Origin of the sequence: Streptomyces sp. T39, assembly GCF_008042045.1 — a bacterium.
GTDB lineage: Bacteria > Actinomycetota > Actinomycetes > Streptomycetales > Streptomycetaceae > Streptomyces.
In genome coordinates this window covers 829,805-846,751 of the sequence record NZ_RDBP01000012.1, presented here as the reverse complement: position 1 = coordinate 846,751, position 16,947 = coordinate 829,805, and the positions used below count along the sequence as shown (strand labels likewise).

Annotated in this window: 13 protein-coding genes, 1 tRNA gene and 3 pseudogenes; 7 read left to right on the top strand and 10 right to left on the bottom strand. The window is 73.4% G+C overall.

Features of this window, described 5'->3' with window-relative positions:
• Positions 1 to 546: pseudogene (locus EAO77_RS04620) on the bottom strand (hypothetical protein); the annotation flags it as partial.
• A gap of 177 nt (positions 547 to 723) precedes the next feature.
• The gene (locus EAO77_RS04615) at positions 724 to 1,194 is read right to left on the bottom strand and encodes a hypothetical protein (protein WP_147986833.1); all 471 of its coding nucleotides are present in this window, start codon (positions 1,192 to 1,194) and stop codon (positions 724 to 726) included.
• A gap of 155 nt (positions 1,195 to 1,349) precedes the next feature.
• On the opposite strand from EAO77_RS04615, the gene EAO77_RS04610 reads away from it, so the two are divergent.
• Positions 1,350 to 3,131 (top strand): PP2C family protein-serine/threonine phosphatase, encoded by a 1,782-nt coding sequence (locus EAO77_RS04610; RefSeq protein WP_261993797.1) that lies wholly within the window; start codon positions 1,350 to 1,352, stop codon positions 3,129 to 3,131.
• On the top strand, positions 3,128 to 3,577 hold the full coding sequence (locus EAO77_RS04605) for a response regulator (protein ID WP_147986832.1): 450 nt from the start codon (positions 3,128 to 3,130) through the stop codon (positions 3,575 to 3,577). Before EAO77_RS04610 ends, EAO77_RS04605 begins: the two co-directional genes overlap by 4 nt.
• Positions 3,578 to 3,586: 9 nt before the next feature.
• Here EAO77_RS04605 and EAO77_RS04600 read toward each other — a convergent pair whose 3' ends face one another.
• The 6 genes from EAO77_RS04600 to EAO77_RS04575 all read right to left on the bottom strand — a co-directional run bounded on the left by EAO77_RS04600 (position 3,587) and on the right by EAO77_RS04575 (position 10,328).
• The gene (locus EAO77_RS04600) at positions 3,587 to 5,911 is read right to left on the bottom strand and encodes an ATP-binding protein (protein WP_147986831.1); all 2,325 of its coding nucleotides are present in this window, start codon (positions 5,909 to 5,911) and stop codon (positions 3,587 to 3,589) included.
• Between the two features lie 92 nt (positions 5,912 to 6,003).
• A complete protein-coding gene (gene pth / locus EAO77_RS04595) occupies positions 6,004 to 6,597 on the bottom strand; it encodes an aminoacyl-tRNA hydrolase (protein ID WP_147986830.1) in 594 nt (197 codons plus the stop codon).
• Between the two features lie 98 nt (positions 6,598 to 6,695).
• Positions 6,696 to 7,292: a 50S ribosomal protein L25/general stress protein Ctc gene (locus EAO77_RS04590; protein ID WP_147986829.1), complete on the bottom strand. Its 597-nt coding sequence runs from the start codon at positions 7,290 to 7,292 to the stop codon at positions 6,696 to 6,698.
• A 255-nt stretch (positions 7,293 to 7,547) separates the two neighbouring features.
• The gene (locus EAO77_RS04585; protein ID WP_147986828.1) at positions 7,548 to 8,525 is read right to left on the bottom strand and encodes a ribose-phosphate diphosphokinase; all 978 of its coding nucleotides are present in this window, start codon (positions 8,523 to 8,525) and stop codon (positions 7,548 to 7,550) included.
• Positions 8,526 to 8,652: 127 nt separating this feature from the next.
• Positions 8,653 to 10,101 carry a bifunctional UDP-N-acetylglucosamine diphosphorylase/glucosamine-1-phosphate N-acetyltransferase GlmU gene (glmU, locus tag EAO77_RS04580; RefSeq protein WP_147986827.1) on the bottom strand — a complete coding sequence of 483 codons (1,449 nt, stop codon included), beginning with the start codon at positions 10,099 to 10,101 and terminating at the stop codon, positions 8,653 to 8,655.
• Positions 10,102 to 10,256: 155 nt separating this feature from the next.
• Positions 10,257 to 10,328 (bottom strand) — tRNA-Gln (locus EAO77_RS04575).
• Between the two features lie 156 nt (positions 10,329 to 10,484).
• Here EAO77_RS04575 and EAO77_RS04570 point away from each other — a divergent pair.
• Positions 10,485 to 11,798 (top strand): sensor histidine kinase, encoded by a 1,314-nt coding sequence (locus EAO77_RS04570; protein ID WP_147986826.1) that lies wholly within the window; start codon positions 10,485 to 10,487, stop codon positions 11,796 to 11,798.
• 32 nt (positions 11,799 to 11,830) lie between these two features.
• On the opposite strand, the gene EAO77_RS04565 is transcribed toward EAO77_RS04570, so the two are convergent.
• Together EAO77_RS04565 and EAO77_RS04560 are read right to left on the bottom strand one after the other, a co-directional pair.
• Positions 11,831 to 12,322, bottom strand: a complete 492-nt coding sequence (locus tag EAO77_RS04565) for an SUKH-3 domain-containing protein (RefSeq protein ID WP_147986825.1) — start codon at positions 12,320 to 12,322, stop codon at positions 11,831 to 11,833.
• Between the two features lie 23 nt (positions 12,323 to 12,345).
• Positions 12,346 to 12,852 (bottom strand): YwqJ-related putative deaminase, encoded by a 507-nt coding sequence (locus EAO77_RS04560; protein WP_147988940.1) that lies wholly within the window; start codon positions 12,850 to 12,852, stop codon positions 12,346 to 12,348.
• Positions 12,853 to 13,074: 222 nt separating this feature from the next.
• On the opposite strand from EAO77_RS04560, the gene EAO77_RS04555 reads away from it, so the two are divergent.
• The 4 genes and pseudogenes from EAO77_RS04555 (at position 13,075) to EAO77_RS38420 (ending at position 16,938) form a co-directional block, all read left to right on the top strand.
• Entirely contained in the window at positions 13,075 to 14,094 is a 1,020-nt protein-coding gene (locus EAO77_RS04555) for an SMI1/KNR4 family protein (RefSeq protein WP_147986824.1), read from the top strand.
• A gap of 7 nt (positions 14,095 to 14,101) precedes the next feature.
• Positions 14,102 to 14,495 (top strand): annotated as a pseudogene (locus tag EAO77_RS38425) (hypothetical protein); the annotation flags it as partial.
• A 109-nt stretch (positions 14,496 to 14,604) separates the two neighbouring features.
• Positions 14,605 to 14,754: pseudogene (locus tag EAO77_RS04545) on the top strand (SUKH-3 domain-containing protein); the annotation flags it as partial.
• 168 nt (positions 14,755 to 14,922) lie between these two features.
• A complete protein-coding gene (locus tag EAO77_RS38420) occupies positions 14,923 to 16,938 on the top strand; it encodes an SUKH-4 family immunity protein (RefSeq protein WP_261993796.1) in 2,016 nt (671 codons plus the stop codon).
• Positions 16,939 to 16,947: the final 9 nt, after the last annotated feature.

The following is a 16,947-nucleotide window of genomic DNA, read 5'->3' as shown; positions in this document are numbered from 1 at the left end:
TCCGGCGCGCTCACCCTCGACGAGGAGGGGCACGAGCGCACCGAGGACATGAAGCTCCCCGCGGGCCAGTACAAGCTGATCTGGACCTTCGAGGGCGAGAACGGCAAGGCCAAGCACAAGGTCTTCAAGTCCATCGCAGGTGGACTTGAAGACCTTGTGCTTGGCCTTGCCGTTCTCGCCCTCGAAGGTCCAGATCAGCTTGTACTGGCCCGCGGGGAGCTTCATGTCCTCGGTGCGCTCGTGCCCCTCCTCGTCGAGGGTGAGCGCGCCGGACTCCACGACGGTGCCCTTGTCGAGGTCGTTGTTCGCCCAGGCCTGGATCTCCCAGTTCGCCTTCTGGCCGGCGTCGAACTTGAAGGCGACCAGGTAGAACTCGCAGACCTTGGGCTCGTTCTTCTTGAGTTCTTCGCCCGTGGCGGCGTCGTGGATCTTCACGGTGCCGTTGTCGCCCTTGGAGGCGGGCAGAACGGCGTGGGCGGCCGGGGCCGTGATCGCCGTGAGCGCGGCGGCCGTGATCAGGGCGCCGGCGGAAAGGAATGTGCGCATGGCAGTCCATATGTCGAGAGGGACCGTGGGGGGCGGCTCAGCGTCCTCGGGAACACGCTTGCCGGTCAAGTCACTTCGCGCCCCATGTGACCTGACTGTCCGCTTGTGTCGGGATGATCCTGACAACGATCAGGTGAAGAACGCCTTCCGGACCGCCGGCAGGGCCCCGCCGCGCCCTCAGAGCGCCAGGAACGCCGCCACCAGCAACGCCCCGCCCGCACCCGCCGACACCCAGGCCATCCGGGTCAGGCGCATCCCGCCGCCGATCACCAGCGCGGCCAGCAGCAGCGCCCCGCCGAGCGGCAGCCAGGCGAGCAACCCGCCCGCGGGACCGGTCCGCACCGCCTCGCCCGTCCCGGGCCTGAGCACCACGGTCAGCGTCTCGCCCTTCCGTACCGCGACCGACTTCTCGATGGTGACCTCGTCCCGCGACGTCGCGGGCCCCGTGGGCGTGTACGCCCCCGTGCACACCTCGTCGTCGCAGCGGTCGATCCGCAGGGTGCCGTGCTCCCGCCCCTTGGAGAGCAGTACGTGCTGAGCGTCGCCCCAGGACGTCCAGAAGCCGGCGACCACCAGCAGCAGCGCCACGAGCGCCATCGCGGCGGTGCGGGCGTGGGCGATCATCCGGTCCGAGGAGTTCCGCTTCATGGGCCGCGATCTTTGGCCATGGAACTGCGCCGGGTCAACCTCCGTCGTGACCCGGGCCGCTCGTGAGAGCCCCTTCCGGGCAGTACCGTGGGGAATCCGACCCCTGGAAGTCGGGCGGAGCCCGGGTGCCGGAGGAGAAGGGCGGGCGGAAGGACGTGAGCGAGACGAGCGGTCGGCCGGATACGGCCGATGAGCGCTGGTCGGCGCGACTGCACCGGCTGTGGCGTCTGTCGCAGGACGTGCAGGACGTCGCCGACATGTCGCGGTACGTCTACGAGGCCGCGCTCGGCGAGCCCGGCGCGGTCGCCGTGACCGGCAGCCGCTGGGTCCACGGCGCGCTGCGTTACGCCAGGGTCGCCACCACCGGCCGGCCCGCCCCCGTGACGACGACGCCCCGGGCCGGAGTGGTGCCGACGGACGACGACCGCCGGCCTCCCGGGCCCGGCGCCGGCCCGGTGGTGATCACGCACGACCTGGGGAAGACCGCCGGCTTCGCCCCCGAGGGCGCCGACCTGGTGGCTGCCGGAGCCCGCTGGGCCCTGGAGTCCCGGTTCCGGCTCGGCGACGGGGACTGGGCGGCGTTCTCCGTCGGATTCGCCGAGCGGCCCGCACCCGCGGACGAGACGCTCACCACGACGCGCCTGGTGCAGCTCTCCGAGGTGATCGTCGCCAGCCACCACCGCATCACGGCGTACCGGGAGCACGACAAGCGTCAGATCGAGGACGCCTTCCTCGCCGAGGCGTCCCTCCAGATGGACTCCAGCCTCGACGTGAACGAGACCCTCGGGAGGGTGGCCCGGCTCGCGGTGCCCGCGCTCGCCGAGGGATGCGTCGTCCACCTGTGCCCGCCCGACAGACCGCTGGCCCCGGTGGCCCACGCACACGTCTCGGCGTCGGTGCAGCCCTGGCTCGACGCGCTGGCGCGCGAGGACCGGTGGTTCGCGGAGCTGCTGGACGACGCGCTGGAGCGCCAGGAGGACGTCGTGCTCTCCGGCGACGGCCTCGCGGGCGGTCCCTTCGGCGCGGACGGCGAGGGCCCGGGGCGGTCGGTGCGTACGGTCACCGTCAGTCCGCTGCGTGCCCGCGGCAGGGCCATCGGCACGCTCACCTTCGTCTACCACCGCCCCGGCGAGGACATCCCCACCCCGCGCCTGCTGTCCGACCTCGCCCGGCGGGCCGCCCTCGCCATCGACACCACCACCGCCTACGAGCAGCGACGCCGCCATGTCGAAATGCTCCAGCGCCAGCTCCTGCCGGGCGCCCTGCCCCAGTGGCCGGGCCTGGACCTGCACGCCTCCTACGAGGTCGCCGACGCCTCCCTGGAGGTCGGCGGCGACTTCTACGACGCCGTCGTGGACCGCGACGGACGCCTGGCGCTGGTCATCGGCGATGTCTGCGGCCGTGGAGCCGAGGCCGCCGCGATGACCGGCCTCGCCCGGCACACCCTGCGCACCCTCCTGGAGGACGGCGTCCCGCCGGGCCTCGCGCTGGAACGCCTGAACAAGGCGCTCCTGGACCAGGAGGCCCCCCGCTTCGTGACCGCCCTGATCGCCGTCCTCACCCCCACCGGACCGGGGGAGTGCGAGGTCGAGATCGTGTCCGCGGGGCATCCGCGGCCGCTGGTCGGGCGGGCCGACGGCCGGGTCGAAGAGGTCGCCGGGTCCGGACTGCTCCTCGGTGTGCTGCCCGGCCTGGGGCTGCGGGCGGCCCGGCTCCGGGTCGTCGCGGGGGACACGCTGGTGATGTTCACGGACGGGCTGACCGAGGCCCGCAACGCACAGGGCGTCATGTTCGAGGAACTGCTGCCGCAGGCCGTGCGGGACTGCGCCGCGACCCCCGATCCGTCGGCCGAGCTGATCGCCCGTGCGTCGAAGTTCCGCACGACGGGCGACGACGACACGGCCGTGCTCGTCGCCCGCCTGAAAGGACCCCGGTGACGAGCGAAGCAGGCCCCAGGCCGACCGACTCCTCCCGTGTCCTGGTCGTGGAGGACAGCCCCGAGGACACCGAGGCGATCCAGCGTGCCCTGCGCCAGACCCACCCCGAGCTGCACACCGAGTTCACCAGCCACGGCAACGGGCTGGTCGACCTGCTGCTGAAGCAGGACGAGCTGCCCGGCCTGGTCTTCCTCGACCTCAACATGCCCGGGGTCAGCGGCCACGCCGTGCTCGCCGCCCTCCGTGCCCGGCCCGAGCTGAGGGACGTCACCGTGGTGGTGTTCACCTCGTCGACCGCGCCCGCGGAGGTGGATGCCTGCTACGCCGCCGGCGCGGACAGCTACGTCTACAAGCCGGTGAACTTCGCCCTGTTCCGCACGGTCCTCAAGGGCGCGGTGGACTACTGGCAGCAGTCGCGGAACGCGGCGGCCGGGGACGGCGCCTGAGGCCGGCCCTCAGGGCGCGTCCGCCGGGCCGCCCGGTACGGCCTCGCCCAGCGTGAAGGAGAACGCGGTGCCCTCGCCGGGGGCGCTGTCCAGCGTCAGCCGGCCTCCGTGCCGCTCGACGAGGCGTTTCACCACGGCCAGACCGATACCGGTGCCGCCGCCGCGCTCGGTCGCGCCGTGCAGGCGTCGGAACAGCTGGAAGACCTCGTCCTGCTGCCCGGACGCGATACCGATGCCGTTGTCCCGGACGACGACCACGGTCTCCTCCCGCCCGGCGGCGTCGGGGGACGGCTGCCGGTGCCCGGAGACCTCCACCCACCGGTCGTCCCCGTCCCGCGCGTACTTGGCGGCGTTGACCAGCAGGTTGACCAGGATCTCGTGGAGGCGGTCGGGGTCGGCCACGACGACGGGCAGTTCCCCGCGGCGGACCGTGACGCGCTCCTCCTCCAGCCGGGGTCCCGCCACCTCCAGGGCCCCTTCCAGGGCGGCGGCCAGCTCCACCTCCCGGACCCGGAGCCCGGCCCGGCCCAGCCGGGAGTAGTGCAGCAGGGAGTTGAGCAGGGAGTCCATGCGGTCGGCGAGGCGCTGCACGGTCAGCAGCCGGCGCTCGGTCGCCTCGTCCAGGTCGGCCGCGTCCTCGATCGCGAACGTGGCCGAGTTGGAGATGCCCCGCAGCGGTTCCTTCAGATCGTGGGCCGCGGCGTGGGCGAAGGCGTCCAGGTCGGTGTTGCTGCGGCGCAGCTCGGCGTTGAGGGCGGTCACGGCATCGGCGTGACGCAGTACCAGCCCGGTCAGCAGCCGCCAGAGCTCCCGGGCCGCCGACTCGTCGCCGGCCGTCCACGGCAGACTCCGGCCGCGCATCGTCGCCCGGAACACCGCCCCCGAGCCGCGCGGGGTCAGCCGCTCGCCGCGCGGCCCCACCAGGATCGGCTGGGCCGGGTCGGCTGCCCACTCCCTGGGGGCCGGCCGCTCCCGCCGGGTCCAGGCCAGGAAGTCGCCCTCGCGGGTGAGCGGCAGCAGCAGCACCCCTGCGGGGCAGCCCGCCGCCGTCGCGGTGATGGCGAGTTCGTCCTCGGGCAGCTCCGGGAGGCGGTCGGTCGCCCACACCGTTCCGGGGGTGAGCGACGCGGCCTTGCGGTCCAGGGCGCGCGCGAGTCCTTCGGGGAGCGGGTCGCCGCCGGTGACGTCCTCGCCCGCACGCCGCAGCAGTACGCCGTCGGCGCCCAGCAGTTCGGCCAGCGGCCCGGTGAACCCGGCGAAGCCGTCGGCGGCGCCGTGTTCCATCAGCCGGGCCACGGAGGCCGCGCGCCGCCCGGACACCACGAGCGCGTCCGCGCGCTGCCGTTCCCCGATGGCGGCCAGCTGCATCGAGAAGGCGGATCCGAACATCTCGCAGGCCGACCGCACCTCCGGCGCGAGCCGCAGCGGCGCGGCGCCGTGACAGGCGATCAGGCCCCACAGCCGTCCTTCCAGCAGGACGGAGACCGACATGGAGGACCGCACGCCGATGTTGCGCAGGTACTCCAGGTGGAACTCCGACACCGTGCGCAGGGCCGACTGGGACAGGTCGAGCGGTGCGCCGGTGGCGGGCCGCACCGCCGGGTGCAGGCCCACGGTGGGGTCGTCGACGTCGGCGATCGCGCGGATCCAGTTCTCCCGGTAGAGCCGCCGGGCCTGCGGCGGGATGTCCGTCGCCGGGAACCACAGCCCCAGCCAGGGCTCCCACGCGTCGCACACGTCCTCGGCGATCACCTCACCGGGGCCGTCCTCGCCGTCGAACCGGTAGACGACCACCCGGTCGAAGCCGGTCAGCGCACGCATCTCGTGAGCGGCGATCCGGCAGCAGTCCTCGGTGGCGGTGGCCGCCCGGAGCCGGCCCAGGGCACGCCGGACCCCCTGATAGAAGGAGGAGAAGCCGAAGTGCGCGCCGTCCCGCGGCTCGAACTCCAGGACGAGCAGACCGTCCCGGCGGTGCGCCGAGACGTCGAACCGCTGTCCGCCGGGCCGGCTCGGATCGGCGAGGACCGGGAAGGAGAGGGGGACCTCGTCGTCGTCGGCCGTACCGGTCAGGGCCTCGTCGTAGTGGTCGGCGGAGACGACCCGGGTCACGGGTGAGCCCACCAGGTCGGTTGCCGGGACGCCGAGGACCTCACCGGTGTTGGCCGCGGCCACCTCCACCACGCCGGTCCCGGGGTCCACCGCCACGAGCGAGCCGTAGGACTGGATCCCGCCCAGCAGGTGGATGGGCTCCCGCACGCACTCGGTCAGGTCGAACCCACCCGGTACCGACGCCTCCGCCGTCCGGGCACGCTCGGTCAGCCATCGTTCCTCCATGCGGCGAACCTACCCGGCGTCACCGGCCGTGCGCGCGCACCGCCCGTCGCGGGGCGTCGTGCCGCCCGGCGTGCCGAAGCCCCGGCGGGGCGTCAGGAGTTGTACGTCCCCTGCGCCCGCTCCAGACCGTCGATCACCAGACATTCCACCGCGTCGGCCGAGCGGTCCACGAACCAGTCCAGTTCCTTGCGCTCCGTGGACGAGAAGTCCTTCAGCACGAAGTCCGCCACCTGCATCCGGCCCGGCGGACGGCCGATGCCGCACCGCACCCGGTGGTAGTCCGGCCCCATCGCCTTCGTCATCGACTTCAGACCGTTGTGCCCGTTGTCCCCGCCGCCCAGCTTGAGGCGCAACGTGCCGTAGTCGATGTCCAGTTCGTCGTGGACGGCCACGATGTGCGCCGTCGGCACCTTGTAGAAGTCCCGCAGCGCGGTGACCGGGCCGCCCGAGAGGTTCATGTACGACATCGGCTTCGCCAGGATCACCCGGCGGCTCATCGGGCCGGCGGGCCCGATGCGTCCCTCCAGCACCTGCGCCTGCGTCTTCTGGGCCCGCTTGAAGGAGCCGCCGATCCGCTCGGCCAGCAGGTCGGCCACCATGAAGCCGATGTTGTGGCGATTGCCCGCGTACCCGGGACCCGGGTTGCCGAGACCCACGATCAGCCAGGGGTCGTTCACGTCCGACATCTGTGCCGACTCTCCTCGTCACCGGCCCGAACAGAAAGGAACGGGGTGGCGGGCCGCAGCCCGCCACCCCGCGAAAAGCCTCACGCAGAGCTTACGGCTCAGGCCTCGGCGGCGGCGTCGCCCTCGCCCTCGGTGCCCTCGGCGGCCGGCTCCTCGGCCTGCGCGGCCAGGATCTGGAGGACGACGGTGTCGTCCTCGACCGTCAGCGTGGTGCCCTTGGGCAGGGGGATGTCCTTGGCCAGGACGGAGTCACCGGCGGACAGGCCCTCGATGGAGACCGTGACGGACTCGGGGATGTGCGTGGCCTCGGCCTCGACCGGCAGGGCGTTCAGCACGTGCTCGAGCAGGAACGCGCCGGGGGCCAGGTCGCCCTCGGTCAGGACCGGGATGTCGACGCTGACCTTCTCGCCGCGCTTCACGAGGAGCAGGTCGACGTGCTCGATGAAGCCCTTGAGCGGGTTGCGCTGCACGGCCTTCGGGATCGCGAGCTCCTTCTTGCCGTCGAGCTCCAGGGCGAGCAGGACGTTCGGCGTGCGCAGCGCCAGCAGCAGGTCGTGACCCGGCAGGGTCAGGTGGACCGACTCGGTGCCGTGGCCGTAGAGAACGCCGGGGACCTTGTTGTCGCGGCGGATGCGGCGGGCGGCGCCCTTGCCGAACTCGGTACGGACCGCGGCGGCGAGCTTGACCTCGGACATGTGCACTCCTCGTAAGCAGAAAGACGAACTGGTGGCGGTCACCCGGCCACGACTGGCCTGCTACGAAGAGCGCGTCGATAACGGACCGCCGCACCATCGGTGCGGCCTCCCTCGCCGAGCAACTTCGACAGTTTACGCGGCAGGACCCCGTGCCCCAAATGGATCACCCCCGGCCGCCGGGGGATCACCGCAGCGCGCGCGAGGGCCGCCCCGCACACGGCGGGACGGCCCTCGCGAAAAGCGGTGCGGTGCCGCCTACTTGTTCTCCTCGAAGAGGCTCGTCACCGAACCGTCCTCGAAGACCTCGCGCACCGCGCGCGCGATCGTGGGCGCCATCGACAGCACCTTGATCTTGTCCAGCTCCAGCTCACCCGGCGTCGGCAGCGTGTTCGTCAGCACGAACTCGCTCACCTTCGAGTTCTTCAGGCGGTCGGCCGCGGGGCCGGACAGGATGCCGTGGGTGGCCGTGACGATGACGTCCTCGGCTCCGTTGGCGAACAGGGCGTCCGCCGCGGCGCAGATCGTGCCACCGGTGTCGATCATGTCGTCCACCAGCACGCAGACCCGGCCCTCGACCTCGCCGACGACCTCGTGGACCGTCACCTGGTTGGCGACGTCCTTGTCACGGCGCTTGTGCACGATGGCCAGCGGCGCGTCCAGGCGGTCGCACCACCGGTCGGCCACGCGCACGCGGCCCGCGTCGGGCGAGACGATCGTCAGCTTGTTGCGGTCCACCTTCGCGCCCACGTAGTCCGCGAGCACCGGCAGCGCCGAGAGGTGGTCCACCGGGCCGTCGAAGAAGCCCTGGATCTGGTCCGTGTGCAGGTCCACCGTGAGGATGCGGTCCGCACCCGCCGTCTTCAGCAGATCGGCGATCAGACGGGCCGAGATGGGCTCGCGGCCGCGGTGCTTCTTGTCCTGCCGGGCGTAGCCGTACGACGGGATGATCACGGTGATGCTCCGGGCCGAAGCCCGCTTGAGAGCATCGATCATGATCAGCTGTTCCATGATCCACTTGTTGATGGGAGCCGTGTGGCTCTGCATCAGGAAGCAGTCCGCGCCGCGGGCCGACTCCTGGAAGCGGACGTAGATCTCACCGTTGGCGAAATCGAATGCCTTGGTAGGGACGAGGCCGACACCCAGCTGGTGTGCGACCTCCTCGGCAAGCTCGGGGTGGGCGCGGCCGGAGAAGAGCATCATCTTCTTCTCGCCGGTCGTCTTGATCCCGGTCACAGCACTGTCTCCTCAGACGTGTTCTCTGGCCGCCACGGTCCCAGGAGACCTGGGAACCCCGGACGCGAGCCAGCCGAATTTGTGTGCACGTATCACGGTACGCCGAGTTCGACGCACCTGTTTCCGGTCAGTTCTCGCCGGCGACGTCCTCGGTTGCCGCCGCGGCAGCCTGCGCGGCGGCGCTGCCGGGGCGCTTGCGTGCCACCCAACCCTCGATATTCCGCTGCTGGCCCCGGGCGACGGCCAGCGAGCCGGCCGGTACGTCCTTGGTGATCACGGAGCCGGCGGCCGTGTAGGCGCCGTCCCCGACAGTGACAGGAGCCACAAACATGTTGTCCGAGCCGGTACGGCAGTGGGACCCGATCGTGGTGTGGTGCTTCTTCTCCCCGTCGTAGTTCACGAACACGCTCGCGGCGCCGATGTTCGAGTACTCGCCGATCGTCGCGTCGCCCACGTACGACAGGTGCGGCACCTTGGTGCCCTCGCCGATCACGGCGTTCTTCGTCTCGACGTAGGTGCCGATCTTGCCCTTGGCGCCGAGCCTCGTGCCGGGACGCAGATACGCGAACGGTCCCACCGACGCGCCCTCGCCCACCTCGGACGAGTACGCCACGGTGTTGTCCACCCGGGCGCCCGCGCCGACCACGGTGTCCTGCAGGCGGGTGTTCGGACCCACCTCGGCGCCCTCGCCGACATGGGTGGCGCCGAGCAGCTGCGTCCCCGGGTGCACGATCGCGTCCGGGCCGAACGTCACCGTCACGTCGACGATCACCGACGCCGGGTCCACGACCGTCACGCCGGACAGCATGGCCTGCTCCAGCAGCCGCTGGTTCAGCAGCCGCCGCGCCTCGGACAGCTGCACACGGTTGTTGATGCCCAGGATCTCCCGGTGGTCGCCCGCCACCGATGCGCCCACCCGGTGACCCGCCTCGCGCAGGATCCCGAGGACGTCGGTCAGGTACTCCTCGCCCTGGCTGTTGTCGGTCCGCACCTTCTTCAGCGCGTCACCGAGCAGTGCGCCGTCGAACGCGAAGACACCGGAGTTGATCTCCCGGATCGCCCGCTGCTCGTCGCTCGCGTCCTTGTGCTCGACGATGGCCGTCACCGCGCCGGTGGCGTCGTCGCGCACGATGCGTCCGTAGCCCGTGGAGTCGGGCACCTCGGCGGTCAGCACGGTCACCGCGTTGCCGTCCGCACCGTGGGTGGCGGCGAGCGCGGACAGGGTCGCGCCGGTCAGCAGCGGGGTGTCGCCGCAGACCACGATGACGGTGCCGTCCGGGGCTCCGCCGAGCTCCTCCAGACCCATGCGCACGGCGTGACCGGTGCCGTTCTGCTCGGCCTGGAAAGCGGTCCGCGTCCCCGCGTACCGGTCGGCGAGATGCGCCTCCACCTGCTCGCGCGCATGGCCCACGACCACGACGAGGTGCTCGGGCTCCAGCTCTCGCGCCGCCGATACGACGTGACCGACGAGCGAACGCCCGGAGATTTCGTGCAGGACTTTGGGGGTCTTCGACTTCATGCGGGTGCCCTCACCCGCTGCAAGGACGACGACGGCTGCCGGGCGATTGGCGCTCACGGAAATGCCCTTCGGCTTCGGGTGGTGGACACCCGAAGGATACCGGGGGGTTTCGCGGCGGAAACGGGCGCGGTCGCGAGGGCGCCGAGAGCGCGGGACGGCGGGGAGACGGCGGCGGGTCCCGACCCACTGGTCGGGACCCGGAACGAAGAGGGCTCCCCCGCCAGGACTCGAACCCGGACATAAGGCACCAAAAGCCTCAGTGCTGCCAATTACACCACAGGGGATGGAACGGGCCGTGCAGATGTTCCGGTGTCTCCGTGCACCCGGACGGCACCCCCACACTATGCCGTAACAGACCTCCTCGATGCGACGGTGTACGCCCGACTCGCGCCCCCGGGACCCCCCTTAAACCAGTGGCACCCGCCCGTAGTCTGGGAGGCATGACCGCAACGGGGGCAGAGCAGGACGCCACGGGCCCGACCGCCCGTGCGTGGCTGTGGTGGGGGCGGCGGCGCAGCGCCGTGCTGGATGTGGGGCTGGCGGTGGCGTCGGCCCTGGAGTGCGCGGTGGAGGGGGTCGCCTTCGCCGAGCGCGCCGGGCTGCCGGTGCCCTTCGGGGTGCTCTTCGGACTGGCGGTCGGCTCGGTGCTGGTGCTGCGGCGGCGGTGGCCGATCGCCGTGGTGCTGGTGTCGGTGGCGACGACGCCGGCGGAGATGGGCTATCTGATGGCCGTCGTCGGGCTCTACACGCTCGCGGCGTCCGAGGTGCCGCGCCGGATCATGGCGACGCTGGCGGGGATGTCGCTGGCCGCCACCTTCATCGTCACCTTCGTCCGGGTCCGCCAGGACGTGCAGGCCGCCGACTACGGGGCCTGGTACGAGCCGGTCACGGCCGTGTTCCTGTCCCTCGGGCTGACCGCTCCGCCGGTGCTGCTGGGGCTGTACATAGGGGCACGCCGGCGGCTGATGGAGAGCCTGCGGGAGCGGGCGGACAGCCTCGAACAGGAGCTGTCGCTGCTGGCCGACCGGGCCGAGCAGCGGGCGCAGTGGGCGCGGCAGGAGGAACGGACGCGCATCGCCCGGGAGATGCACGACGTGGTCGCGCACCGGGTGAGCCTGATGGTGGTGCACGCGGCGGCGCTGCAGGCGGTGGCGCTCAAGGATCCGCAGAAGGCCGTGAAGAACGCGGCACTGGTGGGGGACATGGGCCGGCAGGCGCTGACCGAGCTGCGGGAGATGCTCGGGGTGCTGCGGGCGGGCGGGTCCGAGAGGGCCGCGGAGGCGAAACCCGTGCCCCTGGCGGCGGTGGGTGTCGCCGCGGCGGCCGCCGCGGCCGCGGCCGCCGGGGACGGCCCGTGCCTCGCGGACATCGAGGCCCTGGTGGGCCAGTCCCGGCAGGCGGGCATGGTCGTGGAGTTCGCGGTGCACGGCGAGGCGCGGGGGTACGCGCCCGAGGTCGAGCAGACCGCTTACCGGGTGGTGCAGGAGGCGCTCACCAACGTCCACAAGCACGCGGCGGGCGCGAAGGTCAGGGTCCGGCTCGCCCACCGCGAGGCCGAGGTGGCGATGCAGGTGGAGAACGGTGCGCCGGATGCCGCCGGCACGGCCGCGCCGGTCCTGCCGAGCGGCGGCAACGGGCTGGTGGGGATGCGGGAGCGGGTCACCGCGCTGGGCGGGGTGTTCGTCTCGGGCCCGACCGACGCGGGGGGTTTCAGGGTGTCGGCGGTGCTGCCGGACGGGGAGCAGGCGGCCTGAGGGGCGGCCGGCGGTCCCCGCCGGCGGCGGCTTCACCCGGTGGTGAGACGGGCGGGCTGGACCCCCGTGACCAGGGTGGCCAGGGCGTGGTCGATGTCGGGACCGAGGTACCAGTCCCCGGTGTGGTCGATGCTGTAGACGCGGCCCTCGGCGTCCATGGCGAGGACGGCCTGCTGGTCGCCCTCCACACCGAGCGGGGACACCTCCGTCTCCAGCGCGCGGCCGAGGTCGGCCAGGGTGCGGGCGAGGTGGAGTCCCGCGAGGGGGTCGAAGAGGACGGGCGCGGGCGCGTACTGGCGGCCGGGCCCCGGAGCGACGAGGGTCAGCCCGCCGAACTCCGCCCACGCCTCGACGACGGCCGGGAAGACGCTGTGCCGGTGGCCGGCGGGCGAGGCGTGGGCGCGCAGGCTGTCGGCCCAGTGCTCGGCCTGCATGATGTCCCAGCGTCCGGGCTGCCAGCCGGCCTCGCGCAGTGCGGCGTCGACGGCGACGGGGAAGCGGGTCGTGCTCAGGTGGTCGGGCATCGGTGTGGGGATCAGCCGTTCTGTCAGTCGGTCGGATCGACGGGGCGTACGCCGAAATGGTCGAGCATGGCGGTGCAGGACCGGCAGGGCGGGGCGTAGCTGCCGTGCAGCGGGTCGCCGTCCTCGCGGATGCGGCGGGCGGTGAGTTTCGCGTGCTTGAGCGAGCGGCGCGCCTCGCCGTGGGTCAGCGGCTTGCGCTGGGCCCGCCGGGAACGCTGCGACTCGGCGGCCGTGAGGTGCCGGGAGAGCAGGATGGCCTCCGGGCAGCGGCCGGTGAACCGTTCGCGCTGGCCGCTGGTGAGGGTGTCGAGGAAATCCTGTACGAGCGGGTGGAGGAGCGGTGGCCGGTCGCCCTTGCCCGCCGTCCCCGTCAGCGTCTCGCCGCGCACGGAGAGCGCCGCGGCCACCGCGGGCAGGATGCCGTCGCGCCGGTGGCGCAGGGTGGGCGGGCGTGCGGGCTCGTCGCTGCTCCAGCTGAGGCGTGGATCACCGGATGTCCCGGGTGACGAACTTGGTTGCGCTGTGTGCATGGTTCTGTCGGTCCCCTCCGTGCACTCCCCCGAGGATGCGGGGGAACAGCCTGCCAAATGGGACGGCAGGTGTGGAAGCTGGGTAGCTGAAACGTGTCGCCAGATGGGCGTTGGGTCACTCGAAAGTGACTGTTCGTTACGGAACCGGAGCGCCAGGGACCCCTCTTGCCGTACCGCATAGGCTGTGCTGAACCAGCCAGACGCCACAGGGGGCAAAACGCCATGACGACAGGTCGGCAGGGCCTGGGGGCAGCCACGGGCCCCGGGGCCGGCGCGCGTACCGCGCCACCGAACGCGGCCTACGCCGGGCAGCTCGTGCACTTCCCGGACCCGGTGAGGGCCGCTCGCCACCCGAGGGGTGTGCGGATCGACGACCACGGGTTCCCGGACTTCTCGACGTACGCCCGCGCGGCGGCGGAGATCGCCGAACCGCCGGAGGGCTTCGGCGTCGACGAGCTGCGGCTGACCGACTACGTGTCGGCGAACGCGGCCCTGCACGCGGACGGCCACCCCCTGTGGGACACCGTGCCCGCCGTCGCCACCCCGCACGGCTGGACCTGGCACCACGTGCCCGGTACGAGGCGGCTGGAACTGGTGCCGGTCGAGGTGAAGGCGCTGCTGCGGCATCACGGCGGCCTGGCGACGGCCCCCGTCGACCAGTCCAAGCGCGGCACGCGGCCGCTCCAGGAGACCCGCCCCGCCCACTTCCGGCTGCCGCGCCACGCGGTGTCGGTCACCGAGCAGCAACTGCTCGGCGTGGAGGAGGACCTGGGGTACCGGCTGCCCGGCGCGTACCGGACCTTCCTGAAGGCGGCGGGCGGCTGCGCGCCGGTCGGCGCCGCGCTCGACGCCGAGCTCGGGATACTGGTGGACCAGCCGTTCTTCACGGTGCGGGACGAGGCCGCGGTCAACGACCTGGTCTACGTCAACAAGTGCCTGCGCGACCACCTCACCAAGGACTACCTGGGCGTCGCGTTCGCCCAGGGCGGGATCCTCGCGGTCAAGGTGAGGGGCACGGACATCGGCTCGGTCTGGTTCTGCGCCTACGACGACGCCCGTGACCAGGACGGCTGGAGCGTCCAGGAGCGGGTGGAGCGGCTCCTGCTGCCGTGCGGAGCGGACTTCGACGCCTTCCTCCAGCGGCTCGCGGGCAACCCGCCCGAGCTGGAGACCGTGGCGAATCTGATGGTGGACGGTGGTTTCGCGCACGCCGTGCCGGTTCCCGTTCCGGGCGAGGGGTGAGAGTCCGATGGTGACATTCGCGCAGGCGCAGGAGCGCGCCGAGGAATGGGTGAACGGCGACGTGCCGGCGTACCAGCACCGTGAGGTGCGGGTGCGCGAGTTCGAACTGGGCTTCGTGGTCTGGGCCGAGGACCGCGAGAGCGGTGCGCGGTCCGACGGCGGTCAGCAGCGGCTGGTGATCGCCCGCGACAGCGGTGAGGCCACCCTGTGGCCGGGGCTGCCCGTCGGTGAGGTGATCCGCCGCTACGAGGAGGAGTACGGCGCGCGGGCCGCGCAGGCGGCCCCCGCGGCGGGCGAGTCGCCGGAGCGCATCGACCTCAACCAGACGTCCTTCCTGCTGAGTCCGCCGGAGTGGCTGCAGGAGGCCGCCGACCGGCTGGGCATCCCCGACCGCAGGGACCGGTCCGCGCAGGGGCAGCCCGCCGCGGACGGGACCGGCGCGGGCGCGCCGGCCGGGGACGCCGCCCCGGCCGCTCCGACCGACTGACAGAACGGCTGATCCCCACACCGATGCCCGACCACCTGAGCACGACCCGCTTCCCCGTCGCCGTCGACGCCGCACTGCGCGAGGCCGGCTGGCAGCCCGGACGCTGGGACATCATGCAGGCCGAGCACTGGGCCGACAGCCTGCGCGCCCACGCCTCGCCCGCCGGCCACCGGCCGCCCCCGGCCGGTTCGTGAGCGCCGGGGCCACGGTGGTGCGCGGCAGCGCGCTGCCGCCCGACATCAGCGCCCCCGACTCCGACCCCGACCCCGACCCCGACCCCGGCACCCGCGGCGGCGACGCCGTGGCCCGCCGCGGGGGACTCCGGCGCCGGCGCCGCGCCGGTGTGGCCGGACGCCGGGGCCGACGACCACGAGCCGACCGCCTCCGACGGGGTGCCCGCCACCTCGTCGGGCGGCACCGGATGGACGGACACCAGCGCGGGGGACGGGGGCGACGCCTCCGTTCCGCTGCCCGCGACGGTCTTCGCACCGCCGCTGACGCCCGACACGCCCCCGCCGTCGGTGAGCGCCGACGCTCCCACGGCGCTGATGTCGGGCGGCAGCGCGCTGCCGCGCACCACCGTGGCCCCGGCGCTCACGAACCGGCCGGGGGCGGGGACGCCGCCGCCCGACGCGCCCACCGCGGACGCCACTCCGCCGCCCGGACTGACGCCCCGGGGCGATGCGGACATCGCGGACGCGGCGACGAGCAAGGCCGTGCGGCCGCCGCGCGGCGCGCGGGGCGCCACGGGCGGGACGACGCCCCCGCCGCCCGGTGCGCCGGGCACGCCCGGCGCGCGCCCGGGCGCCGCACCGCCTCCCGCCTCCGGTCCCGGTGCGCCCGGCGCCCCGGCGGGCGGGTATCTGCCGACGCAGATGGTGCCGCAGTCCGGCCCTCCCGGTCCGCCGCCCGCGCCCGGCTCCACCCCGCCGCCCGGTCCGCCGCCGGCACCCGGTGCGACGCCGCCGCCCGCCGGCGGGGTGCACCACGCCGCGACGATGCTCGCCGGCCCGGCCCAGACGGGTCCGGGCGCTCCGCAGCCTCCGGGGCCGCCCGGTCCGCCGCCGGCGCCCGGTTCCACGCCGCCGCCGGGCGGTGGTGTGAACCACGCCGCCACCATGCTGGCCGACCCCGCCCAGATGGGTCCGGGTGCGCCGCAGCCTCCGGGGCCGCCCGGTCCGCCGCCGGCGCCCGGTTCCACGCCGCCGCCCGATGCGACGCCGCCGCCCGCCGGCGGGGTGCACCACGCCGCGACGATGCTCGCCGGCCCGGCCCAGATGGGTCCCGGAGCCCCGCAGCCGCCCGGTCCGCCCGGTCCGGTGCCGCACGCGCCGCATCCCGGGCAGCCGCCCGCCTACGGCTACCCGCAGCAGCCCTCCGGTGTGCCGACGGTGGGCCCCGGCTACCAGGCGGTGCTGCGCTACCGTGCGCCGGACGGTTCCGAGGCCCAGCTGATCCGCCGCTCGGCGCCCGGCACGCCGCACCCCGAGTGGCAGATCCTGCACGAGCTGCGCGCGCTGAACGTGCCGCCGCAGCATGTGCTGGAGCTGCACACGGAGCTGGAGTCGTGCGAGCTGCCGGGCGCGTACTGCGCGCGCATGATCCGCGAGACCCTGCCCCAGGCGCGGATCACCTCGATCGCCCCCTACGGCACCGACCATGCGTCACGCCGGCAGGGCATGCAGCAACTTCTCGCCCACCAGGGCGAGTTGCACCAGGTGGCGGACGGGCCCGCCCGGCCGGCGCCGGTGCGCGCACCGCTGCCGCAGGTGCCGCCCGCGCCGCCGCTGCCTCCCGAGGGCGTGGCGCAGGAACTGCTCGCGGCGTTCGGTCCGCAGGGGCTGTGCCGCTTCGACCAGCGGTCCGTCTCGCGTCAGGGGGTGCCGGAGATCGTGGCGGCGACCCTGGTGTGGGCGGGTCTGCCGGGTGACTTCAACCCGTTCTTCTGGGCGCAGCCGGCCCAGCCGGTGGTGCCGACGCTCGCGGAGCTGGCGGCGCAGCGACAGGTGCAGCCGGCCGCGGACGCCGGGTCCTACCTGGTGCTCGGCAGCGACTTCGGGCGGGCGATCTGCGTCCAGTACGGGACCGCGCACATCGTCGCGGTGCCGGTGGAGGCCGGTCCCGGCGGGCAGCCGGTGGCACCGCAGTTCGTGAACACCGGCCTGCCGGAGTTCGTCCGCTGCATGGCGTTGCTGGGCCGGATGTGGCGGCTGCGGTACGGGCTGACGCCCGAGCAGGCGGGCCGCTGGACGGTCGACTTCCAGGCCCAGCTCGCCGCGCTCGACCCGGCGGCGCTGGCGTCGCCGGAGAGCTGGTGGTCGGTGCTGCTGGAGCAGATGTGGGACGGCCTGCTCTGAGCGATGGTG